This is a genomic window from Tautonia plasticadhaerens, assembly GCF_007752535.1.
Lineage (GTDB): Bacteria > Planctomycetota > Planctomycetia > Isosphaerales > Isosphaeraceae > Tautonia > Tautonia plasticadhaerens.
Genome location: NZ_CP036426.1, coordinates 8,562,322 through 8,585,620, shown reverse-complemented (window position 1 = coordinate 8,585,620; position 23,299 = coordinate 8,562,322). Strand labels below are relative to the sequence as shown.

Below are 23,299 nucleotides of genomic sequence, written 5' to 3'. Positions count from 1 at the left end.
CTCAGGGGGCCCCGTCGGCGACCCGGTCGAAGGTCAGGCCGGGGTCGCCCGGAGGGGCGCCGACCAGTCGCAGGGTGAAGCGGTCGGGGCCCCCGGAGACGGCCTGGCCGACGAGGTCGCCCTGCTCCTCGTTCTTGAGGATCAGCGTGTCGCCGTCGACCCCATAGGCGCCGGAGATCGAGGTCGGTGGGGCCCCCGTAGGGGAGACGACCCAGGAGTAGGTGCCGTCCTCGCCGATCGTCAGCGCGAAACCCACCCGGTCGCTCGGCTCGGCCTTCCAGCGGCCGACGAGGTCGGTGGTGGGCTCGTCGGCGGCGGGGGCGGCCGATCCCGCCTCCCCGGTCGCCCGGGACGGGGCCTCGGCGGGCGGGGAGGCGGGGGCCGCCGCGCCCGGCGAGCCCGTCGCGGCGGCGGGGGGCTGGGACGCGTCGGTCAGGGCCTGGAGCATCCGGGCGGACACGGCGTCCTCGGGCTGCCGGGCGGTCACGACCCGGAGGGCGGCGGCCGCCTGGTCGTCGTGGCCGAGGATCAGGTAGTGGTAGGCCAGCACGAAGTGCGAGGCCGGGTCGTCGGGGTGCTGCTTGCAGTACGACTCCAGGTTGCGGAGCTGGTCGGTGTAGGTCGACGCGTTGCCGTAGAGGCTGCTCATCGTCGTCCAGTCCCAGCCGGGGGCGACGGCGAGCAGCGCGTTGAGCACGGCGGCGGCGTTGGTGTAATCCCCCAGGGCGAACAGGCAGAGGGCGCGGAACTCGTGCATGACCGGGTCGCCGGGCGAGAGCCGGAGGGCCTGCTCGATCAGGTCGATTGCCTGGCCGTCGTCGTTGGAGGCGAAGGCGGCCCGGGCCTGGTCGAACAGGCCATACGCCTGCTGCTGCCCCGGGGAAGGGGGTGGCGGCTGGTCCTGGCCCTGGGCCTGGTCGGGGGCGGCCTCGCCGCCGTTGGCCGAGACGTACTGGGGGGCATACGTCTGGACCACGATCGGCTGCCCGTAGTCGTAGACCGGGGCGGCCTCGACCGGTGCGACGTAATACGGGTTCACATACGACGTGTCGTAGTACCCGGAGGTCCACCCCGAGAGGCCGTTCAGGGCCCAGGAGGTGGCGCCGTAGGCCAGGGGGACGTACCAGGCGCTGGCCCATGGGTTGCTCCAGCTCCCGTGATACCAGCCGTGGTAACGGGGCGGGACGTAGTTGTTGTACCACGACCCGGCCCATCGGTTCGCGCCCCCGCCCCAGCCCCCTCCCCAGGAGCCGCCCCCCCAGCCCCAGCCGGGGCGGTTGACGTTGACCCGGTCGTTATTCCACGCGATGTTGTTCTGATTGTTGTTGATCAGATTGTTTGTCGTATTCCCCGAGCCGATGACGGGCCGGTTATTTCCCGAACCGATGACGGGCCGATCGTTGCCACCCCCGATGATCGGGCGGTTGTTGCCGCCCCCGATGATCGGGCGATCGCCACCGCCTCCTGGTCGATTCGGCAGGTTCGGCCGGTCGCCACCGCCGCCGATGATCGGCCGGTCTCCGCCACCGGGGAAGTTCGGCCGATTCCCTCCGCCGTCCGGGAAGTTGGGGCGGTTGCCGACGCCCCCGGGGAAGTTGGGGCGGTCTCCGCCGCCGCCCGGCAGGTTGGGGCGATTCCCACCGCCCCCGGGCAGGTTCGGCAACTGCGGGCGATTTCCACCGCCGGGGAGCGAGGGACGGGTCTCGCCCCCGCCCGGCCGGTTCGGCAGCGAGGGCCGGGTGCCGCCACCCGGAGTCCCCGGCAGGGGAGAAGGACGGGTCGAGCCTCCTCCTCCCGGCCGGCTCGGGGAGAAACCCCCGCCGGGGAGGACCTGGGGCCGAGTGCTCGGGATCGAGGGCCGGCCCGGGATGCTCGGCCGGGAGGCATTCGGCATCGAGGGTCGGCCGCCCAATGCCCCGCCGGGTCGGGTCGTCGGCAGGCTGGGCCGAGCCGAGGGGAGACTGGGGCGGCCCCCCCCGCCGCCGATCGAGGGGCGGGAGCCTCCCCCGCCGATCGAGGGGCGGGCGCCTCCCATCGGCCGACCGGCTCCCATCGAGGGGCGGGCGCCCCCCATCGCTCGGCCGCCGCCGCCGCCGATCGACCGGCCGCCCCCCCCTCCTCCTCGTCGCTGGGCGAAGGCGGACGAGTCGGGCAGGGAGAGCAGCAGGGCCGCGAGGCCCGCGAGGGCCAGGGCCGAGGACCGGCGTCGCTTGGTCTTCATCGTGTGTCTCTCCCTGGGGTTCGAGGCCGGCGGCCGGTCATTCCTGCGGGGCGGGCGGGGTCCGGACGATCGTCACCTCGACATCCGGCCGGACCTCGCCGGCGACGACGCGGTCGAGGGCACTCCAGACGAAGTGGCCCTCGTCCACCGGCGAGAGGTAGAAGGTCGCCGAGCCGGTCAGGCCCTCCGGCAGCACCAGCTCGCTCTTGACCACCCAGGCCGAGCCGTCGGTCGACCATCGGCCCTCGGAGAAGCCGCCGTCGGAGTCGAAGTTCCAGGAGCGGATGACCTGGTCGGCGGCGTCCCAGCCGATCCGCTGGTTGGTGGCCAGCGAAGCCTCCCCCTCGGCCTCGATCGTGTAGCTGCCCAGCAGGTAGTTGCCGTCCTCGGACCATCGGAATGAGAGCGCGACCTCCACGTCGGCCCCCTCGCTGACCCAGTCGCCGACGAGCCAGGCCAGCGGCTCGAGGAAGTCCCGTGGGGTCGGCGGCGCCTCCTCGGCCACCTGCCTCATGCTGGCGATCCGCCAGCCGCCCTCGCCCTTCACGAGCACGGCGAGGTAGCGGTTGCGGGCCGTCTCTCCCCCCTCGGAGGTGATCGTCATCACCCCGTCCTCGATGGCCAGCGACGGGCCGACCGGGCGGACCTCCTCGACCTCCCGGCTCACGGACGCGCCGGGGAAGGCCTCGAAAAATCGGCCGAGGATTTCGGAGATCTCCTCCCGGCCCCGGTAGAGGTTCCCCTCCTCGTCGACCAGCTCCGCTTCGGGGGCGAACAGGGCCGCGAGGGCGGTGGCGTCGGCCCGATTGAAGGCGTCGGCGAATTGCCCGGCGAGCCCGACGGCCCCGGGCTCCTGAGGCTCTTGCGACCGGGGCAGGGGGGAGAGGCCCAGCAGGGCCAGCGTCAGGACGAGGGTGCTCATCGTCGCCTCTCGGGAACAGGGGAGGTGGCCGGGCGTCTCCCGGCCGGCCCTCGGGCCGGGTGGAGGGCCGCGTCGCCGATTGTACGACACCCGGATCGGAAAGTGTCCCGCCCGCCGATCCGGCCCGGGGAGTCGGCGGTGGCCGCTGGCGGAGGGCGTCTCGTTCGGGTTTGATGGCCATGCCGCGGCCCCGGCCACCGTCGAAGGAGGCCCGACGGGGCCTCCCCGACGACGAAGCGTCCCCCCGGAGGCAGATGATGACTCGGATCGGAACCCTCGCCCTCGCGTGGATCGGCCTCGCCCTCGCCCCGACGATCGCCCCGGCGGCCGACCCGCCGGACCGGGAGGCAGTCGCCTCGGCGATCGACCGGATGGTCCTCGAACGCGGCACGCCGATGGACGACGTCCGCGCCTTCGTCGCGCCCAGGATCGCACGGATGCCCGACGTCGACTCCGAAGCCTCCTGGACCGAGGCCGCCGCCCGGATCCGCTCCGAGGTGCTCGACCGCGTCGTCTTCCGGGGCGAGGCGTCGGGCTGGCGGGACGCCGAGACGAAGGTCGAATGGCTCGACGAGGTCGAGGGCGGCCCCGGCTATCGCATCAAGAAACTCCGCTACGAGGCGTTGCCCGGCTTCTGGATCCCGGCCCTGCTGTACGAGCCGGATCGCATCGACGGCAAGGCGCCCGTCGTCCTCAACGTCAACGGCCACGACGCCCAGGGGAAGGCGGCCCCCTACAAGCAGGTCCGCTGCATCAACCTGGCCAAGCGGGGCATCCTCGCCCTGAACGCCGAGTGGATCGGCATGGGCCAGCTCCGATCCGACGGCAACCAGCACGGCCTGATCAACGCGATCGACCTCTGCGGTTCCGGCGGGATCGCCACCCACTACCTCGCCATGACCCGGGCCCTCGACCTGCTGCTCGACCACCCCCAGGCCGACCCGACCCGGGTCGGCGTCACCGGCCTCTCGGGGGGCGGCTGGCAGACGATCTTCGTCAGCGCGCTGGACGAGCGCGTCACCCTCACCGACCCCGTCGCCGGCTATTCCAGCTTCCTGACCCGGATCGAATACCTCTCCGACCTCGGGGACTCGGAGCAGACCCCCTGCGACCTCGCCCTCGTGGCCGACTACACCCACCTGACCGCCCTGCTCGCTCCCAGGCCCGCCCTGCTCACCTTCAACCAGAAGGACAACTGCTGCTTCGCCTCCCCCCACGCGATGCCCCCGCTGGTGGAAGCCGCCGCGCCGATCTACTCCCTGTTCGACCGCGAGGCCAACCTCCGGGTCCACGTCAACCTCGACCCCGGCACCCACAATTACGAGCAGGACAACCGCCAGGCCCTCTACCGCCTCATCGGCGACCACTGGTTCGCCGACGACCCCGACTACGACCCCGCCGAAATCCCGAGCGACCCGGAGGTGAAGGCCGCGGAAGACTTGAATGTCCCGCTGCCCGACGACACCCTCGACCTGAGGAGGCTCGCGCTGAGCCTCGCCGAATCGCTGCCGAAGGCCGACGACCAGGAGCCCGACGACCGCCGATCGGCCCTCAAGGCGATCGTCCGGCCGATCGAGGGGGACGTGGCGATGGACGCCGTCTCCAGCGTCCCGGGAGACGGGTTCTCGGCGACGACCTTCCGCCTCCTCCTGGCCGACTCGTGGTCCGTCCCGGCCGTCCGGCTGGAGCCGACCGGGGCCGAGGCCCCGACCGAGACGGTCCTGCTGCTCGCCGACGGCGGCCGGGGAGAGACGGTCGACGCGGCCGTCGCCCACCTGGCCGAGGGCAAGCGGGTGGTCGCGGTCGACCCCTTCTACTTCGGCGAGGCGAAGCCTGCCGAGCGGGACTACCTCTGGGCCCTGATGATCGCCTCGGTGGGCGAACGCCCGATCGGCGTCCAGGTCGGCGGCCTGCTCGCCGCCGCCCGGGCCTTCCGCCCCTCCGACTCGGATCCCGCCCCCACGATCGAGGCGATCGGCCCCCGGTCCGGCGTGGTCGCGCTGGTCGCCGCCGCCCTGGCCCCCGAGGCGGTCTCCGGCGTCACCCTCCACCGGCCGATGGCCAGCCTCAAAGAGATCCTCGACGAGGGCCGGACCTTCGAGGACGCCCCCGAGCTGTACTGCTTCGGCCTGCTGGAGTCGTTCGACCTGCCCCAGATCGAGGCGATGGTCGCGCCGAGGCCCGTCGAGCGGGTCGAGGCGGGGGAATGACCGATCCCGATCCCCGGGGGAAGGACCGGCCGCCTCGATCGCCCGGCCGCCGTCCGTCCCCCTCTCCCCACGTGCGGGGAGAGGGCCGGGGTGAGGCGCCTTCGATGGATCGCCACGCCTTGCACATCGTCCGAGCCCCCTCGCCCGGCCTCCGGCCACCCCACCCCCGCAGGCGAGGGTTGGGAGCCCGAGGCCGGAGACGTCGGCCGATCGGGCGGGTCATCAGGCCACCGCCCCGGGGTCGCCTCCGGTCGACGGGGCCCCGGCGCCGAGCAGGCGTTCCAGCCGGGCCAGCAGGGCGACGATCGCCGTCGGGCTGTAGCCGACCACGAAGCTGAAGAGCGACGCGGTAGCGGCGAGCCTCATGTACTGGTCCTGGTTCGGGCTGGAGAGGAAGGCGTATCCGCCGCTGAAGGAGATCACCCCGGAGACGATCACCAGGTAGATCACGAACCCTTGCAGCCCCAGCGCGAACATCAGGCTCGGCATCGAGGTCGGCGTGGGCCTCCCCTGCAACCCCTCCCGCACCCGGCGGAAGAGGCCGCCGAGCTGCGAGCCGATGATGCAGAGGATCGCCACGTTCGTCGCCGTGTAGCAGAGCAGGATCAGCGTCAGCAGCCGGATCGCCTCCAGCGGGGGCGCCCCGGCCATGACCCGCTCCCGGGCCGGGCCGGTCCCCACGAGGGCACCGGCCGCATAGAGCAGGAACCAGAGCCCGAAGACGACCGTGCCGGCCAGGGCCTCGCCCCAACGCGCCGAAGCCCGGGGGGTGCCCCTCGCCTCTTCGGGGATCGTCAACGCCGCCATGAGCCCACCTCCTCGCGGTGTTCCCGGGCGGGCCCGCCGGCCGGAGAAGGCCGCGCAGGTGCCGCCGGATCGAGCATAAATCGGCGGCGGGGCGATTCCCAACGATTTCCGATCCGACCTCCGTGACTTCCCGCTCAGCCCCGGCCGGGGACCAGCGCCCCGAACCGGCCGACCGCGTCCTGCCAGGCGCCCGACTCGCTCGGTTCATACGTCGTAACCGGGAACGATCGGGCGACGACCTCGCGTAATTCGGCGAGCGAGCCGATCCGGCCGCGGGCCCGGGCCTGCATGAGCAGGTTGCCGATCGCGGTCGCCTCGACCGGCCCGGCCAGCACGGGGCGACCGGTGGCGTCGGCGGTGAACTGGTTGAGCAGGGCGTTGCGGGCCCCCCCGCCGACGATGTGGATGGTCGCGATCGGGGTGCCGGTGACCTCCTCCAGCCGCTCGACCACCCAGCGGTACTTCAAGGCCAGGCTCTCCAGGGCGCAGCGGACGAACGCCCCCTCGCCGTCGGGGACCGGCTGGCCGGTGTCCCGGCAGTAGGAGGCGATCCTCGACGGCATGTCCCCGGGGGGCAGGAAGGAGGGGTGGTCCGGGTCGACCAGGGAGCGGAAGGCCGGCGCCGCCTCGGCCTGGGGGATCAGGTCTTCATACGAGTATTCCCGGCCCGATCGCGCCCAGGTCCGCCGGCACTCCTGCACCAGCCACAGGCCCATGATGTTCTTCAGCAGCCGGGAGGTGCCGTCCACGCCCCCCTCGTTGGTGAAATTGTACCGATACGTCGCTTCGGTGATGATCGGCCTCGCCACCTCCACGCCCATCAGCGACCACGTCCCCGAGCTGAGGTAGCACCAGTCCGGCGCCGACCCCGGCCCCTTGCCCGCGGCGGGCACGGCGACCACGGCGCTGCCGGTGTCGTGCGTCGCGGGGACGATCACCGGCGTGTCGGCCGGCAGGCCCGTCTCCTCGGCGACCGGGGATCGGAGCGTGCCGAGCACGCTGCCCGGGGCGATCAGCTCGGGCAGGATGTGCCGGGGCAGGCCGAGCCCCTCGCACAGCTCGTCCGACCAGGCACCGGCCCGGGCGTCGAGCAGTTGCGTGGTCGAGGCGTCGGTCAGCTCGCCCGCCCGACGCCCGGTGAGCAGCCAGCCGAGCAGGTCGGGCATCATCAGCATCGTCTCGGCGCAGTCGAGCAGGGGGGAGCCCGCCTGCTTCATCGCCAGCAGCTGGTAGACGGTGTTGATGGGCATGAACTGCAGGCCGGTGACCTCGTAGATCCGCTCGCGGGGGACCATCGAGCAGGCCAGCTCGATCATCCCCTCGGTCCGGGGATCCCGGTAGTGGACCGGGTTGCCGAGGATCGTGTCGCCCCGGCCGATCAGGCCGAAGTCGACGCCCCAGGTGTCCAGGCCGATCCCCTCGGGCTTCGCCCCCCCGGAGGCGGCCTTGCGGAGGGCGACCTTGATCTCGTCGAACAGCCGGGGGAGGTCCCAGTGCAGCGAGTCGAACAGCCGGACCGGGCCGTTGGGGAAGCGGTGGATCTCCTCCAGGGTCAGGTGCCGGCCGTCGAACCGGCCCAGCAGGCCCCGGCCGCTCTCGGCGCCCAGGTCCAGGGCGAGGTAATAGCGTGTCGTCGCCATCGGGTCGGGAGCCCCCGGTTGGTCGTTTGGGAATCCGGCGTGCCTCGCAGAACGCGGCCATCTTACGGGGAGCGTCGGGGCCGGGCAACGGACGGAGCACCCGCCCGGGACCGGCGGGCACCCTCGCCGAGATCAGGAGGCCGCGGGCGCGTGGGGGCCCGGCCGGCCCGTCATCGAGACCGGGAGGCCCGGGGGGCGAACCGCGACAGGTAGCCGGACACCGCCTCCGGCGTCCCCCCCATCGGGACGCTGGTCACCTCGATCCGGGACACCTTCCACTGCGTCGGCTCCACCTCCCGGAACCCGAACGAGAAGCCGACCCCCGGCGGCGGCGTGGCGTCGAAGGTGGCGCCGCCCTCGGGGGAGCGCACGGCCCACTGGGCCATGCCCAGGAAGTCGGCCTTGCCCATGCCCGTCCGCTCCCCAGCGTGGACCTCCAGCCGGGAGACCCGGATGAACTCGAAGTCCAGGCCCATCACCGCCCCCCGGATGGCGAACTTCGAGAACGCGCCGCTCTCCCGCTCGAACTCCGGCGCCAGGTGGGACTCGACCCGGGGGAATTCCCCGTGCTCGACCGCGTCGGCCATGTCGTAGATGACCCGCTCGATCCGCTCCCGGTCGGTCACCCACAGCAACTCGACCAGCAGCACCAGGGCCGCCGCCGCCGCCGCCCCGCCGGCCCAGGCCAGGTACTTGCCCTGCTGAGTGATCCGCAGCAACACCAGGGAGGCCAGGGCCAGCACCCCGCAGGCGCCGACCAGGGTCCAGGGATCTTCGGAAAGCCAGGTCATCGCGATCGCTCCTGTCGTTTGTCCTGCGCCTCGGGACGGGTCGGGCCGGCGGGGGAGAAGGGTGCCGGAGACCGCCATCGATGGGATCGGCGAGCGGGGTCGGGGGGCCGTCGTCGGCAGCACCGACACTTGTAAGATAGGCGCCGACTCCCTCGAAGGCCAGGGGAGGGCCGGGCATTTCCTCGGGCATCGGGGAGGCGAGGCGGGCGCGCGGAAACGGCGCGACGCCCGGCGATGCGGGCGACGCGCCGTCAGCTCGATCAGACCAGATCCGATCCGGCGGCCGATCGATCGGCTCAGCGCTGGCGGAGCAGCAGGCCGAGCGTGACGCCGACCAGCACGCCCACGCCGAAGGCGGTGCCGACGGACTGCATGGGGTTGCTGCGGACCATGTCCTCGGCCTGGCCGTACTGGTCGTAGAACGACTGCTGGGCCGAGTCGTAGCCGCTGCGCAGGTGGTCGGCGGCGTAGTGGGCGGCGCCCTGGAGCCGCTCGCCCGCGGCGGCCACGCCGGCCGAGCCCTTGTTGATCAGCGTGTCCAGGTGGCGCTCGATCGACTCCCGGGACTCGCCGGTCTTGCGCTGGATGTTGCCGACCAGCTGGTCGACGTTCCCCTCGGCGAATTCGAGGTCCTGGTCGGTCAGCTGGCCGTACTTGGACTTCAGCTGGCCCTTGATCTCGTTCCAGTGGCCTTGAAGCGTCTGGGCATTCATGGTGGTTGCTCCTCCGTCGTTCGTGGCGGTTCGGCGTGTCGTGCGATGGCTGCGTGAATCGGGGTGCTCGCGTGCGCCCGGTCGGGGCGGGGGTCCGGGGCGACCCGGATCCTCCGGGCTCGCTCGGTCCCCGGTGGGTCGACCCGGGCGGCCGGGCCGGATCGGGCCGAGCCGGCCGCCCGCCTCGGCCGCCGGGCATTGCGTCGGGGAACCGGTGCAAGTGCAATGCCGAAGCCCGGGCAGGGTGCCGGCGGCGCGGTCGGCATGTCAGTTGCAACCTCGATCCCGCCGAGAGACGAACGGGTCGATCGAGACCCTCGCCTCGTCGCCCTGCCATCGCCCCGACCGGCGGTGGCCGCCTTCGATCGACTCGCGAGGCGGCGACGCGACGACACGAGACGCAACCGGAGGAGGGAACGAGATGGCGACCCGCAGGAAAGGCTCCTCGAACAACGGCCGGAGCACGCAGCAGCGCGCCCAGGACGAGCGGGATCGGCTGGCCGAGCAACTCTCCGAGCGGGCCGACCAGCTCGCCGGGCACGCCGAGGACCTGGCCGACCGCGCCCAGCACATGGCGATGCAGGCCGACCGCCGCGTCCGGGGCGCCGTCGACCGCCGGCCGATGACGGCGATCTGGACCAGCTTCGGCGTCGGCCTCGGCCTCGGCCTGGCGGTCGTCGCCCTGATGCCCCGGGACCGCCGGTCGGGCTGGTCGCTGGACGACCTCTCCGGCTCGCTCCGCCACCTGGGCGAACGCGTCGAGGCGATGGGGAGGTCGGCGACCCGGCAGGCCTCGGGCTACGCCCACGACCTGGGCGACCGCGCCTCGGGCTACGCCCACGACCTCGGCGACTCGGCCTCCCGACGCGCCAAGGACGCCGCCGGCCTCCTCGGCTTCTGAGCGGGCGGCACGAGCACCAGGAACGACGCAGGAGGCCCGCCGTGGCATCGCACAGACCGCAATGGGGCGACCAGGCCGAGGTCGACGACCTCCGGCGCGAGATGGCCAAGATCCGCCGGGAGATCCACGCCGACGTCAACGTCGCCCGGGAGCACTTCAACGCTACCCTGAACTGGCGGGGGTACGTCCGGGCCGCCCCCTGGCCGGCCGTCGGCGCCGCCTTCGGCGTCGGCTTCGCGGCCGCCTGGCTGCTCGTCCCCCGGCGCCGCATCCGGGTCGTCGAGCGGGAGGAGGCCGACCGCTCCCGCCCCAGGACGCGGTACGAGGAGCGGGCCGAGGAGCGGGCCGAGGAGAAGGCCCAGCGCAAGGGCCTGCTCTCGATGGCCCTGGGCTTCGCGGCGCCGATCGCCATGCGGGCGGCCCAGAACTACGCGATCCAATTCATCGAAGGCCGGCTGGCCGAGTCCCAGTGGGGAAGCTTTATGCCGGACCAGCAGGAGGGCAGCCGTGTTCAATCGGATCAGTCAGCACCTCGGCGTCCCGACTGACGCCCCGACCTCCGAGCAGGCCCGAGAGGCCGCCGCGGAGCTCTCGGCCCGGGCCCGGGAGGGCTACGGCCAGGCCCGGGAGGGCCTGGAGCAGGCCCTCTCCTCGGTCCGATCGCAGATCGTCCGGCACCCGGCCCGGTCCCTAGCCGCGGCCCTTGCACTGGGAGCGATGGTGGGATGGTTCATCAAAAGACGTTGACCTTCTTTGGCGTCGAGGTGCCCGACAGCCTCCAGGGCAGCCTCACCGAGCTGGGGCACGACGTCCTCACCCTGGCCGACCTCCAGGCCCGCCTCGCCCAGGCCGACCTGAACGAGACGGTCAAGGAGGCGAAGGTCCCGGCCATCGGCCTGATCGCGGGCCTGGTCGTGCTGCTCTGCTCCGTGCCGGTCGCCCTGGTCGGCCTCGCCGAGCTGGTCACCTGGGCCGGATGGCTCCCCCGCTTCGGCGCCTACCTCGCCGTCTCCGGCGGCGCGGCGGTGCTCGCCGGGCTCGTCTCCTGGCTCTGCCTCCGATCGGTCCTCGGCAGCGGCCGGGCCTTCGACCGCTCCCGCCAGGAGTTGAGGCGCAACATCCACTGGATCACCCAGGTCGCCTCCGAGGGCGGCAACCTCCGCCTCCGGCAGCCCCAGCACTGGTCTCGGTATCGCCAAGGTTGAGACAGGTCGGCATCCCGGTCTCGGGCGGCGGGCATCGGGCGGAATTCACCCCCTGCCCGCCGCCTTCGTGTTTTGGCCGATCGCCGTGCCTGTCCCCGATCAACCCGCCTCGGGCCCTTCCCTTTTGGGGGGGGCGATCGGGCCCGGGCCCGGCTCCAGGTGGACGTGGGTCGCGCCGTCGCCGCCCCGGCCCCGGACCTCGATGACCCGATCGGCCCGGCCCTGGGTGAGATAGGCCGTCAGGTCCACGCCCAGGTCCCTGAGCGAGGCCAGGTGCTCCCGCCTCCGGGCGTCTTCCAGGGCCCGGAGCGACCGGCCCTGCTCGGCGTCGAGCCGTCGCCGCTCCCGGCCCGCCACGGCGACGGCCTCCGACCGCCTCAGTTGGGCCTCGTGCTTCTGTGCGGCGATCTCCAGGTCGTGCGAGACCTCCGACGACTGTTCCCCCCGGCGCTTCCCGGCCCTGGCGAGCTGGCTGTCGAGCCGGAAGTTCTCCAGGTCCTGCGCCTGCTGCTCGGTGGCCCGATCCAGCTGCAATCGGGTCCGGGCCTCGATCGCCTGGTCGTGCATCTGCTGGAGCCGCTCGGCCGCGCCGTAGCCCCGATAGACGACCTTGTTGATCCGGTAGCCGCACTGGCTTGCCCGGCCCGAGAGCTGGCGATAGGCCTCCAGCTCGTTCAGGCGTTCGGTGTTCCGCTTGAACGACTCGAAGTCGTGACGGCCGGTGAAGTCGACCACGTCGCTGGAGGCGGCGTTGACGAAGTCGCCGATCGGGTCGTGGGTGGCGTCGAGCATCCGGTCGATGTCGACCAGCTCGAAGAAGATCATCAGGCGGATCGTCAGCACGGCGTCGTCGGCTGTGCGGACGTCGGTCACGTCGTGATACATCTGGTCCGGCATCAACCAGAGCTTCTGGAAGACCAGCCCGTTGGGCACCTTGACCACGCCCTTCGACCCGCCCCTCGAGGCGTGCCAGGAGAACGTGTGCAGCCACTCCCCCGGCCTGGGGATGAACAGCGCCGGGCCGTACTCGACCCTCCGCTGCACCACGCCGGTCCCCTCCTTCTGGCTGTAGACGACCACCGCCTCCTTGGCGGCCAGTTGCAGCGCCTCCTGCCGCTCGATCGCCTGGTGCGCCCTCGGGTCGAACCAGACCTCCGAAGGGCCGGCCAGGTGCTCCTGCCGCCCGTCCCGATACCGGATGATCAGATAATCACCCGGGTGGGCGACGTGGTGCGTCATCGCCCGGAACACGTTGCGACCGCGCCAGACCCGCTTCGGGCCGACGACGACGTCCATCGTCCCGTCCGACCGCCTCAGCAGGACGCGCTGCCCTTCCTCGACCGTGTAGAGGAACATGCCGGCCGGCCCTCCCAAAGGTTTGGTCGTGTCGATGCTCGCCAGGAACCCCGACCGGCCCTCGTGGGGAGCGACCGGGGCGTGGCCGGGCGGTCGATCCAGGTCCTCGCCCGCGGAGTAGGAGAGGGTCGACGCGCCGCCCCTCCCCGACGCGGTCACCGCATCCGCCTCGAAGAAGTCGTCGGACCAGGGTGCGGACCTCGTCCTCGACGCCAGCACCGCCTGTCCCCGGGACCGCCTCGGGCTCCCATAGAGGGCCTCCCGCTTCAGCCGAAGCTCGTGCCATCCCACCTGCCGGAGCTTCACCGGCCTGGCCAGGCTGAACGAGAGCTTGTCGGCCTTGGCGATGTCGTCCCCGTCGAGGGCGCCGACGACCAGCGCCTCCCCCTCCACCTCCAGGGGGACCACGTCCTGCTCGAAGGCCACCTCCACCGGCATCAGGCCCGCCAGCACGGCCCGCTCCCGGACGAGACTCGACCCCGAATCGCCCGACGCCCATCCCCCCGCCGACGCCCTCCCCATGGGTGGCGGGGGTGGCGGAGAAGCCGACGGCTCCTCGCCGCTGGTCTCGTTCAGCGCCCCCCGGGTCCCGAGGTAGCGATACTCCATCGATCAGCCCCCCGATTGCGTCCCGAACGGCACATCGTCACCACCCAACCAGGCCATGCATGCGCGTCATCATTGCAGGATTACGCCAAACCTCCCATCGAAGGCCCGAGGAGGGGCCGGGCCGACGCCCCGGCGTCGGGCCGATCGGGCCTCAGACATCGGCCGGGGGCTCGGGCCGCCGGATCAGCCCATCGGCCCAGGCTTGATCCTCGTCCGAGAGCGCCGGGCGGCAGGGGCGGGCGTAGTCGATCCGGTCCCGGTAGGAGCCGGCGTCGTAGGTCCGGGAGAGGACGGGGTTGAGGTCGAGGCGGAGGTCGGGGTCGGGGTCGGCCAGGGGGATGGAGAGGGTCGGCAGGGGGCGCCGGAGGGACCGGGGGTAGAGTTCGAACTCGTCCCGGGGACGTCGGGCCCGGGTGACGCAGATGAGGTAGTGATACGGCCCTCGGGATTCGGCCAGCCCTCCGGGCACGGCGACGGTGTGCCGGCCGGTGCGGAGCAGGTCCAGCTCGACGAGGTGGGCGTCGCTCCCCAGGACGTCGCGCTGCTTCTGCCTGTAGAGCGATCGGCCCGGCCCCCGGCACTTGTTCGAGGGGCTGAGCAGCTCGATTACCGTCACCACCCGGAGGCCCGAGGAGCGGTCGAGGATCGTCAGGTACGACTCGTTGACCTCGACCCCCGGAGCGGCCCGGACGATCACCGGCCCGTCCTCCTCCGCGACGGCGACGGCCTGGCGTCCCCCGGGCCCGGGGCCATCGGGCCGGGGGCCGGGACGTCGGATCAGGACGTCGGGGATCACGTCCCGGTCGCCCCCCTCGATGTAGACCCTCGCCTCGACCGCGGCGAGGTAGCGCGGCCGGAGCCGCTGCTGCATCGCCTCGGCCATCGAGATGATGAACCAGTTGTGGAAGCCCGGCCAGAGGCTCGGGTGCTCCAGGTACGGGTCCATGCCGGGGAAGATGGTGGGCATCGGGCTCGGGCTCCTCGTCGGGCGTCGGCCGACCTCGCCTGGGGGAGATTGTACGGGCGATCGGGCCGGAGGTCATCCCTATCGACGGTGTGCAACCCATGTTAAGGTGTGCCTTCCCCACCCTCTCCGCCGGGCGTGACCCGCCCGGCCCGGCTCGACCCCGAGCCGGGCCCGCAGGGCTGCCCCCGGAGGACCGGACTCGCCCACCCACCCCGACAGGACCGAGGGAGGCCCACCCGATGCGAAACGGCAGCTCCAACCGCCGCGTCTTCCTGATGAACTCGGCCGCCGCCGCCGGAGCCGCGGCGACGGTCAACCTGGCCCACGTCGCCCACGCCGCCGGCACCGACACCATCCGGGTCGGCCTGGTCGGCTGCGGCGGGCGCGGCACCGGCGCCGCCGAGCAGGCGCTCACCGCCGACGAGGGCTGCCGCCTCGTCTCCATGGCCGAGCTGTTCAAGGACCGCATGGAGTCCAGCCTCCAGACCCTCATCCGCTCCCGGATCGGCGACCGCGTCGACGTGACCGAGGACTCGATGTTCGTCGGCTTCGACGCCTACAAGGACGTCATCGACTCCTGCGACGTCGTCGTCCTCACCACCACCCCCCACTTCCGCCCCCTGCACCTGGCCTACGCCGTCGAGCAGAACAAGCACGCCTTCGTCGAGAAGCCGATGGCCGTCGACCCGGCCGGCCTCCGCCAGTACCTCCAGTCCGTCCGGGACGCCGCCGAGAAGGGCCTCTCCATCGTCAACGGCTTCTGCTGGCGCTACCACGAGCCCCGACGCGCCACCATGCAGCAGGTCTTCGACGGCGCCATCGGCGACATCCGGGCCATCGAGACCACCTACAACAGCCAGGGCGTCTGGGAGCCCCGCAAGACCCGCGAAGAGTGCTCCAGCGACATGGAGTACCAGCTCCGCAACTGGTACTACTACACCTGGCTCTCCGGCGACCACATCGTCGAGCAGGCCGTCCACGGCATCGACACCATGAACTGGGCCATGAAGGGCGCCCTGCCCGAGCGGGCCTGGGGCGTCGGCGGCCGGCAGGTCCGCACCGCCGAGCGGTACGGCAACATCTACGACCACTTCTCCGTCGTCTACGAGTACCCCGACGACGTCCGCGGCTACCACCACTGCCGACACTGGCCCAACACCGACAACCAGGTGAAGGACTACGTCATCGGCGCCAAGGGCGTGTGCGACGTCTTCGGCAACCGGATCAGCGGGGAGAACCGCTGGCGGTACCGGGGCGAGAGCAACAACATGTACCAGACCGAGCACGACGAGATGTACGCCGCCCTCCGCGCCGGCAAGCCGATCAACAACGGCGAGCAGGGCGCCGTCTCCACCCTGCTGGCGATCATGGGCCGCATGGTCGCCTACACCGGCAAGACCTTCACCTGGGACGAGGCCCTCAACAGCCCCGAGCGCCTCGGCCCCGAGTCCTACGACTGGGGAGACGCCCCCAACTACCCCATCCCCATCCCCGGCGTGACCGACATCGCCTGACCCGGCCAAGGACCCCGGCCGGGGCCCGGGCCCCGGCCTCTCTCATCTCGTCGTCCATGAATATGCCTTCACCGAGGCGGATGTGAGCGCGAACCTCCCCCGCCTCGCGGGCCGCGCCCTCGCCCGGGCGTGGCGGCAGATCCGCCGGAGGCCGAGGGCGGCCGCCCTGCTGGCGGTCCCCCTGGCCTTCGTCGCCCTGCTCGCCCCCGACCTGTTCATGGCGATCCCCTGGCCGGTGCGGAGGGGGGCGGGGATGCTCGCCTTCCTCGGGCTGATCGGCCTGGGGATCGCCCGGCTGCTGTGGGTCCGGCCGGGGGACCGTTGGCCGGCCGTCGAGGGGCAAGGATCGGCGGCCGGGCCTGCCGGGCGGGCGTTGCCGTGGGTGCTGGCGGCGGCGACTGCGTCCCTGGCCTGGCCGCTGCTGTCCCGGCCGGGGCTCGGCTACGGCGACTGGGATTTCTACTTGCAGGCGTACGAGGCCGTCCGCAAGACCGTCCTCGAGTACCGCCAGTTCCCCTGGTGGAACCCCTGGAACCGTGGCGGGTTCCCGCTGGCGGCCGACCCGCAGTGCAGCCTCGTCCCGCTGATGACCCCCCTGGCCCTGCTGCTGGGCACCGGGGCCGGGCTGAGGCTGTCGGCCGTCGTCTGCCTGATGATCGCCGTCGAGGGCGCCCGACGCCTGGGGAGGCTCTGGCTGGGAGACCCCTGGGCCTCCTGCGCCGTCGGCTTGGTCTTCGGCCTGCACGGCGGGATGATCGTCTACACGGTGGCGGGCCTTTATGTCACCATGAGCTTCTGCGCCATGCCCTGGCTCGCCTACCACGCCTGCCGCCTGGCCGACCGGCCGGGGCAGGGGGTGGCGCTGGGCCTCTGGGCGGCGTTCGACGTGCTCAACGGCGTCTCGTATCCGAGCGTCTACGCCCTGCTCATCGCCTCGGCCGTCGTCTTGCGTGGCCTCCGGGTCGAGGAGGGCACGCGACGCCGGCGATACGCCCGGCACGGACTCCTCGCCGTCGGGCTGATGCTCGTGCTGACCGGCTGGCGGGTCGGGCCGATGGCCGCCCTGATGCGCGACTTCCCCCGGCACGGCAACATGATGATCGACCTCCGCCTGATGGCCTACCCGGAGCAGATGCTCCATCGTCCCTCGATCGACGACCTCCGATCCGTCTCCGTGCCCATCTTCTGGGAGTCCAACTGCGCCATCGGCCTCATCGGCGTGGCCCTGCTGGCGGCCAGCCTGGTGCGGGGGTGGCGCTGGTGGCACTCGCTGGCGGTCCTGGCCTTCGCGCTGGCCCTAGGGGCGGTGCACTGGACCCAGCCGAGCTTCTGGCTGTCGTACTGGCCGGTCTTCGAGACGATGCACGTGGTCACGCGTTGGCGGATCGCCGCGATGCTCGGCGTCGGCCTCGCCGTGGGCGACGCGGTGTCCTGGCTCCGCTCGAACCCGACGCGAGGGGCCCGGGGGCTGGGCGCCGCCCTCGTGCTGGCGCTGGGGGCCGACCTGATCGCCTTCGGCCACCGGGCCCTCCCCGTCGCGCTCGGCCCCCCGCCGACGGGGGAGCGGCTCCCCTCCCCCCCCGTCGACCGGCCGATCAACCTCGAACGCGCCCCGGCTTACCCGAACACGCTCCGGGGCTACGGCACGATCCGGGCGATCCAGCCGATCCTCGGCTACGACACCGGCGCCTCGACCGCCCGCCTCTGGCTCGGCCACCCCGACTACGTCGGCGAGGCCTGGACCGAGCGCGGCCCCGTCGAGCCGGAGTCCTGGACCCCGAACCGGGTCGTCTATCGGGTCGAACCGCATCAGGACCTCCGGATCAACCAGAACCCCGGCTCCTGGTGGCTCGTCAACGGCGACCGGCCCTTCGCCGACCTCCGATGCGTGGAGTGGGACCGGCCCTTCGTCGCCCGGGCCGACGCCCGGGGGGTCCTGGAGCTTCGGATCGTGCCGACCGGCCTGGCCCTCGGCCTGGCGATCCAGGCGGCCGGGGCCCTGCTCCTGCTCGGCTCGATCTCGGCCGGACTTCTGCTACAATATCGGCATGGAGTTAAGTAGTCGGCCGGGGTGCCCCGCCCCCGAGGGCTCGGGGGCCCGAGCTTCGAGCCGCGCGGTCCGGGCGGCCGGCGAGGGGCCGGGGCGCCAGGGTCGGGAGGGACAGTCCGATGAACGCTTCGGGACGGACCATCGTGATCGTCGGCGGCGTGGCCGGGGGGGCTTCGGCCGCGGCCCGGGCCAGGAGGATCGACGAGCATGCCCGGATCATCCTCTTCGAGAAGGACGGGCACGTCTCCTTCGCCAACTGCGGCCTGCCCTACTACATCGGCGGCGAGATCGCCGATCGCGAGAAGCTCCTCGTCGCCCCGAGTGAGCTGCTCGAACGACGCTTCCGCCTCGACGTGAGGACCCGCCAGGAGGTCGTCTCCATCGACCGGCAGGCGAAGACGGTCACCGTCCGCGACCACGCCTCGGGAGGAGACTACGCGCAATCGTATGACCGGCTGATCCTCGCCCCCGGCGCCTCCCCGCTGGTGCCCCCACTGGAGGGGGCCGACGCGCCCGGCGTCTTCACCCTGAGGAACCTGGAGGACACCGACCGCATCAAGGCCGCCGTCGACGCCTCCGGGGCGAGGATCGCCGCCGTGATCGGCGCCGGCTACATCGGCCTGGAGATGGTCGAGCAGCTCTCCCGGCTCGGCTTCAGGGTCGCCCTGGCCGAGCTGCAACCCCAGATCCTCCCCCTGTTCGACCCCGAGATGGTCCGCCCCATCGAGGACGACCTGCGGAGCCGAGGGGTCGACCTGCACCTGGGGGACGGCATCGAGGCCGTCCTCACCGGCCCCGACGGCAGGGCCCGGGGCGTCCTCCTCAAGAGTGGTGCCGAGGTCGACGCCGAGGTCGTCATCCTCGGCCTCGGCGTCCGGCCGAACCTGGGGCTGGCCCGGGACGCCGGGCTGGAGGTCGGCGACGGGCCCGGCGGCGGGATCGCGACGAATGAATTCATGCAGACGAGCGACCCCGACATTTACGCCGTCGGCGACGCCGCCGAGTATCCCTACGGCCCGACCGGGTCGCCGATGCGGGTCGCCCTGGCCGGGCCGGCCAACCGGGCCGGGCGGATCGCCGGGGAACACGCCGCCTCGGGACGGTCCCGGCCGATGGCCGAGGTCTTCGGCACGGCCATCGTCCGCTGCTTCGACCGGGTCGCCGCGATGACCGGCCTGACGATGACGCTCGCCCGGCGCCTCGACCGCCCGGCCCGGAGCGTCGTCGTCGTCTCCAACAACCACGCCGGATACTACCCCGGCGCCGAGCCGATCACCCTGAAGCTCGTCTACGAGCCGGGGACGGGCAAGGTCCTCGGCGCCCAGGCCCTCGGCGGCGAGGGGGTCGACAAGCGGATCGACGTGATCGCCACCTCCCTGCACTTCGGCGGCACCGTGGCCGACCTCGCCGGGCTCGACCTCGCCTACGCCCCCCCCTTCGGCGCCGCCAAGGACCCGGTCCACATGGCCGCCTTCGCCGCCTGCAACCAGCTCGACGGCCTCGTCGACTTCGTCGAGCCCGACGCCGACCTCTCCCACGTCCCCCAGTTCGTCGACGTCCGCACCCCGAAGGAAGTCGCCGACGAGCCCTTCCCCGGCGTCGATCGCCCGATCAACATCCCCCTGGATGAGCTGCGCGATCGCATCAACGAACTCGACCCCTCGGCCGAGACGGTCGTCTCCTGCCGGACGGGCGTCCGCTCGCACGTCGCCCAGCGGCTGCTCCGCCAGCTCGGGTTTGAGAAGGTAAAGGCCGTCAGCGGCGGGGAGATGGTCCGGAGCCGGGCCTGGCGATCGGGAGATGGTGGCTGACGACCGGACACGGCGGGTCGGGCCTGGCCCCCGCCTGCCGGACCGGCTCGCACCCCGATGGCCGGATCGCTCCCGACGTCGGGTTTTCATTGGTCTGGTGGCCTCGGGGCCTTTAAGGTGGAGGGGCTCGCGTCCCGGACGCGGCCGGCGTCCGTGCGAGCCAACGGCCCGGTTGGCGAGGGCCTCCCATGAGCGATCCCGAACCCCACCCCGGCGGCACGCCCGAGGTCACCCGGGCAACCGGCCTCCCGACCCCCGGCGGGACGAACGCGGTTCCGTCGTCGCCCGAACGGGCGGAGCCGCCCACGGTCCCGGGAGAACAGGAGGCCGCCCCGGACCCGATCGGCCGATCGGAGACTGTCTCCCGGGCCCCGGAGACGGGCGAACACCGCGCGACCGCGCCGCACCTCGGCGGCGGGGGGCGCCCCGACGGGCCGGGCCGCGCCCTGCCGGTCATCCCCGGCTACGAGATCCTCGGCGAGCTGGGCCGGGGCAGCATGGGGGTGGTCTACCGGGCTCGCCACCGCCGGCTCCACCGCACCTGCGCCCTGAAGATGATCCTGGCCGGCTCGCATGCGGCGCCGGAGTCCCTGGTCCGCTTCCTGGCCGAGGCCGAGTCGGTGGCCCGATTGCAGCACCCCCACATCGTGGCCATCCATCACATCGGCGAGCATGAACAACTGCCGTTCATCGAACTGGAGTACCTCGGCGGCGGCAGCCTGGCCGACCGCCTCGACGGCACGCCGCGGCCTCCTCGACGGGCGGCCGGGCTGATCGCCACCCTCGCCGGGGCCATTCAGGCCGCCCATGAGGCCGGCGTGGTGCACCGCGATTTGAAGCCGGCGAACATCCTGCTCGACGACCACGAGTCCCCCAAGGTCGCCGACTTCGGCGTGGCCAAGGCGCTCGGCTCGGACACCGGCCTGACGGCGACCGACTCGATCCTCGGCTCTCCCAGCTACATGGCCCCCGAGCAGGCCGTCGGCCATTCCCGGGAGGTCGGCCCCGCGGCCGACGTCTACGCCCTGGGGGCGATCCTCTACGAGCTGCTCACCGGCCGCCCCCCCTTCCGGGGCGCGACGGTGCTGGAGACCCTGGAGCAGGTCAAGGCAACCGATCCCGTGCCCCCGTCCCGGCTGGTGCCGGGGCTGCCGCGCGATGTCGAGACGATCGCGCTGAAGTGCCTGCAGAAGGAGCCGCAGAAGCGCTACGCCGCCGCCTCGGCGCTGGCCGAGGATCTGGGCCATTTCCTGGCCGGCGAGCCGATCGTGGCCCGGCCGGTGCCGAGCTGGGAACGTCTCGTCAAATGGTGCCGACGTCGGCCGGCGGTCGCGGCCATGGTCGCCGCCCTCCACCTGCTGCTCGCGTCGCTGCTGGTCCTGGGCCTCTGGTCCGACTGGCAGATCCGAGCGTCACGGGAGGAGCTGCGTCGGCAGAACGCGGTGGCCCGCATCAAACTCGCCCTCCGCGAGTTCGAGGCCGCCAACATCGAGGTGGCGAGGGATCACCTGGACGACTGCCCGGAGGACCTCCGCGGCCTGGAATGGCGCCTGGTCGACCGGCTGCTCGACCGGGAACGGGAGACCTTCGACGATCACGAGTGGCACGTCTGGGACGTGGCCTACAGCCCCGACGGCCGCCGGATCGCGTCGGTCTCGGGGGGATGGATCTACGCGACCTCGGCCCCGGGCCGGGGAAGGCTGCTGATCCGAGACGCCGACACGGGGAGCGTCGTCTTCGAGAAACCCGGCCTTCGTCACGGCCTGTACGCCGTCGCGTTCGACCCGAACTCCGGGGGGCGATCCATCGCCACCGGGGGAGGCCTCCAACACTCCCCGGACGGGAGCCTGGAGTTGCAGGTCATCGAGGGCCGCATCGACGTATGGGACACCCAGACCTCGGAGCGTCGGACGCTCGACATCGTCGACGGGCAGAACGTGCTCGACCTGGCCTACAGCCCCGACGGGTCCGTGCTCGCGGCCGCCTATGGCCTCGACGTCTCGGACACGCACCGGGGCTACGCCCGGCTCTGGGACGTCGCCACCGGCGAGCCCCTCGGCGAGCCGTTCGAGGGGCGTCCCGGCGGCGTCTCGGCGGTCGCCTTCAGCCCCGACGGCCGCCTCCTCGCCCTGGCGGCCGGCTTCTCGGAGGAGGGCCGTAACCAGATCGAGATCTGGGACGTGAGCGCGCAGAAGCCGGAGCTGGAGCACTGCCTCTCCGGCGAGAGCAAGCTCGTCCACAGCCTGGCCTTCGACCCGAGCGGCCGGTTCCTCGCCTCGGCGGAGATGGGGACCTACCTCGTCCGACTCTGGGACGTGACCACCGGATCCCAGGTCCAGGTGTTCAAGGGGCACGAGAGCTTCGTCCAGGACGTGGCCTTCAGCCCCGACGGCCGCCTCCTCGCCTCGTGCGCCGAGGACCACCTCGTGAAGCTCTGGGACGTCGAGACCGCCCGAGAGGTCGAGACCTTACGCGGGCATCCGGGCTTCGTCCTGGGCGTGGCTTTCGACCCCGGGGGCAACCGGCTCGTCTCGGGAGACGTGCGCGGCTCGGTGAAGCTCTGGGACGTCGAGCCGGGCAAGCCGCTCCGGCTCGAGACCGACGGCTGGGCCCGACGGCTGGCTTTCCACCCGGACGGGAAACGCCTGGTGACCGCCGCGGCGCAATACTCGCAGGAGCACGCCCCGCAGCTCTGGGACCTCGACACCGGCCGCCTGGTTCATTCCTTCCCGGGCCACGAGCGCGGCTCCCTGTCCGTGGCCCTGAGCAGCGGAGACGGGGCGTTGCTCGCCTCGGGGGGCGCCGATTACGTCGCCCGGATCTGGGACCTGGAGACGGGCCGGCAGCTCCCGGTGCTCGACCACGGGGGGCAGTACTTTATCTTCGACGTCACCTTCCATCCCCGGGACAGGACCCGAATCGCCGCGGCGAGCGGCGACGGGACGGTCCATCTCTGGACGATCGACCCCTCCGGGCGCACGCCGCCCGAGGCGACCCTCGTCGCCCGCCTCGGGGTCCAGATCCAGGCCCTCGCCTTCCGCCCGCCCCTCGGCCGGTATCTGGCCGCGGGGACCGAGGACGGGGTGGTCCACGTCCTGGACCTCGAGGAGCGGGAGGAGGTGTTCGCCGTCCCCGGCCTCGGCGAGTGGGTCATCGACCTCGCCTACAGCCCCGACGGCGTGCTGCTGGCGACCGCCAACAAGGCCAGCGACTTCGAGCCGGGGTCGGCCACCCTCCTGGACGCGGAGACCGGCCGCGTCCTCAAGACGCTCCCCCACCCCGCCACGGTCCGCGGCGTTGCCTTCCACCCCGACGGCACCCGGCTGGCGACGGCCTGCGATGACCGGACGGTCAAGCTCTGGGACCTGGCCACCTGGCAGGACGTGCTCACCCTCCGCGGCCACAAGGCGGGCGTCCTCAGCGTCGCGTTCGACCCCGAAGGCCGCCGCCTCGCCTCCGGGAGCATCGATCATACGGTGCTGGTCTGGGACACGTCTCCCGTCTCTCCAGCCCTCGACCGATGACCCACCGCCCCGGGGGCTGTTTCCCGGGCACGGACGAGGAGGGCCCGGGAGCGACGAC

Annotated in this window: 17 protein-coding genes; 9 read left to right on the top strand and 8 right to left on the bottom strand. The window is 72.4% G+C overall.

What is annotated here, in order from left to right; translation table 11 throughout:
- Position 1: 1 nt before the first annotated feature.
- Together ElP_RS34065 and ElP_RS34060 are read right to left on the bottom strand one after the other, a co-directional pair.
- On the bottom strand, positions 2-1,663 hold the full coding sequence (locus ElP_RS34065) for a tetratricopeptide repeat protein (RefSeq protein ID WP_197446589.1): 1,662 nt from the start codon (positions 1,661-1,663) through the stop codon (positions 2-4).
- A gap of 595 nt (positions 1,664-2,258) precedes the next feature.
- A complete protein-coding gene (locus tag ElP_RS34060; protein WP_145277963.1) occupies positions 2,259-3,143 on the bottom strand; it encodes a YybH family protein in 885 nt (294 codons plus the stop codon).
- Positions 3,144-3,397: 254 nt separating this feature from the next.
- Between ElP_RS34060 and ElP_RS34055 the strand changes: the two genes are divergently transcribed.
- A complete protein-coding gene (locus ElP_RS34055; protein WP_197446588.1) occupies positions 3,398-5,353 on the top strand; it encodes an alpha/beta hydrolase family protein in 1,956 nt (651 codons plus the stop codon).
- 222 nt (positions 5,354-5,575) lie between these two features.
- On the opposite strand, the gene ElP_RS34050 is transcribed toward ElP_RS34055, so the two are convergent.
- The 4 genes from ElP_RS34050 to ElP_RS34035 form a co-directional block, all read right to left on the bottom strand.
- Complete coding sequence (locus ElP_RS34050) at positions 5,576-6,160, bottom strand: hypothetical protein (RefSeq protein ID WP_145277960.1); 585 nt, start codon at positions 6,158-6,160, stop codon at positions 5,576-5,578.
- Positions 6,161-6,294: 134 nt separating this feature from the next.
- Positions 6,295-7,800 (bottom strand): rhamnulokinase, encoded by a 1,506-nt coding sequence (locus ElP_RS34045; RefSeq protein ID WP_145277958.1) that lies wholly within the window; start codon positions 7,798-7,800, stop codon positions 6,295-6,297.
- A gap of 170 nt (positions 7,801-7,970) precedes the next feature.
- Positions 7,971-8,591, bottom strand: coding sequence for a hypothetical protein (locus tag ElP_RS34040; protein WP_145277956.1), 621 nt, complete (start codon positions 8,589-8,591; stop codon positions 7,971-7,973).
- A 296-nt stretch (positions 8,592-8,887) separates the two neighbouring features.
- Positions 8,888-9,304, bottom strand: coding sequence for a CsbD family protein (locus tag ElP_RS34035; protein WP_145277954.1), 417 nt, complete (start codon positions 9,302-9,304; stop codon positions 8,888-8,890).
- A 421-nt stretch (positions 9,305-9,725) separates the two neighbouring features.
- Between ElP_RS34035 and ElP_RS34030 the strand changes: the two genes are divergently transcribed.
- From ElP_RS34030 to ElP_RS34015, 4 genes are read left to right on the top strand one after another with little or no spacing between them, the layout of a single operon-like run.
- Entirely contained in the window at positions 9,726-10,205 is a 480-nt protein-coding gene (locus ElP_RS34030; protein WP_145277952.1) for a hypothetical protein, read from the top strand.
- Between the two features lie 41 nt (positions 10,206-10,246).
- Positions 10,247-10,753: a hypothetical protein gene (locus ElP_RS34025; RefSeq protein ID WP_145277950.1), complete on the top strand. Its 507-nt coding sequence runs from the start codon at positions 10,247-10,249 to the stop codon at positions 10,751-10,753.
- Positions 10,713-10,952 (top strand): hypothetical protein, encoded by a 240-nt coding sequence (locus ElP_RS34020; RefSeq protein WP_145277948.1) that lies wholly within the window; start codon positions 10,713-10,715, stop codon positions 10,950-10,952. Before ElP_RS34025 ends, ElP_RS34020 begins: the two co-directional genes overlap by 41 nt.
- Positions 10,931-11,410, top strand: coding sequence for a phage holin family protein (locus tag ElP_RS34015; RefSeq protein ID WP_145277946.1), 480 nt, complete (start codon positions 10,931-10,933; stop codon positions 11,408-11,410). Before ElP_RS34020 ends, ElP_RS34015 begins: the two co-directional genes overlap by 22 nt.
- Positions 11,411-11,509: 99 nt before the next feature.
- On the opposite strand, the gene ElP_RS40870 is transcribed toward ElP_RS34015, so the two are convergent.
- Together ElP_RS40870 and ElP_RS34005 are read right to left on the bottom strand one after the other, a co-directional pair.
- Complete coding sequence (locus tag ElP_RS40870; RefSeq protein ID WP_145277944.1) at positions 11,510-13,375, bottom strand: GspE/PulE/PilB domain-containing protein; 1,866 nt, start codon at positions 13,373-13,375, stop codon at positions 11,510-11,512.
- Between the two features lie 151 nt (positions 13,376-13,526).
- Positions 13,527-14,342: a DUF4058 family protein gene (locus ElP_RS34005; protein WP_145277942.1), complete on the bottom strand. Its 816-nt coding sequence runs from the start codon at positions 14,340-14,342 to the stop codon at positions 13,527-13,529.
- 239 nt (positions 14,343-14,581) lie between these two features.
- Between ElP_RS34005 and ElP_RS34000 the strand changes: the two genes are divergently transcribed.
- The 4 genes from ElP_RS34000 (at position 14,582) to ElP_RS33985 (ending at position 23,241) form a co-directional block, all read left to right on the top strand.
- A complete protein-coding gene (locus tag ElP_RS34000; protein WP_145277940.1) occupies positions 14,582-15,856 on the top strand; it encodes a Gfo/Idh/MocA family protein in 1,275 nt (424 codons plus the stop codon).
- Between the two features lie 82 nt (positions 15,857-15,938).
- A complete protein-coding gene (locus ElP_RS33995) occupies positions 15,939-17,918 on the top strand; it encodes a hypothetical protein (RefSeq protein WP_145277938.1) in 1,980 nt (659 codons plus the stop codon).
- 107 nt (positions 17,919-18,025) lie between these two features.
- Complete coding sequence (locus ElP_RS33990; protein ID WP_145277936.1) at positions 18,026-19,717, top strand: FAD-dependent oxidoreductase; 1,692 nt, start codon at positions 18,026-18,028, stop codon at positions 19,715-19,717.
- Between the two features lie 188 nt (positions 19,718-19,905).
- Positions 19,906-23,241, top strand: a complete 3,336-nt coding sequence (locus ElP_RS33985) for a WD40 repeat domain-containing serine/threonine protein kinase (RefSeq protein ID WP_145277934.1) — start codon at positions 19,906-19,908, stop codon at positions 23,239-23,241.
- Positions 23,242-23,299 lie beyond the last annotated feature (58 nt).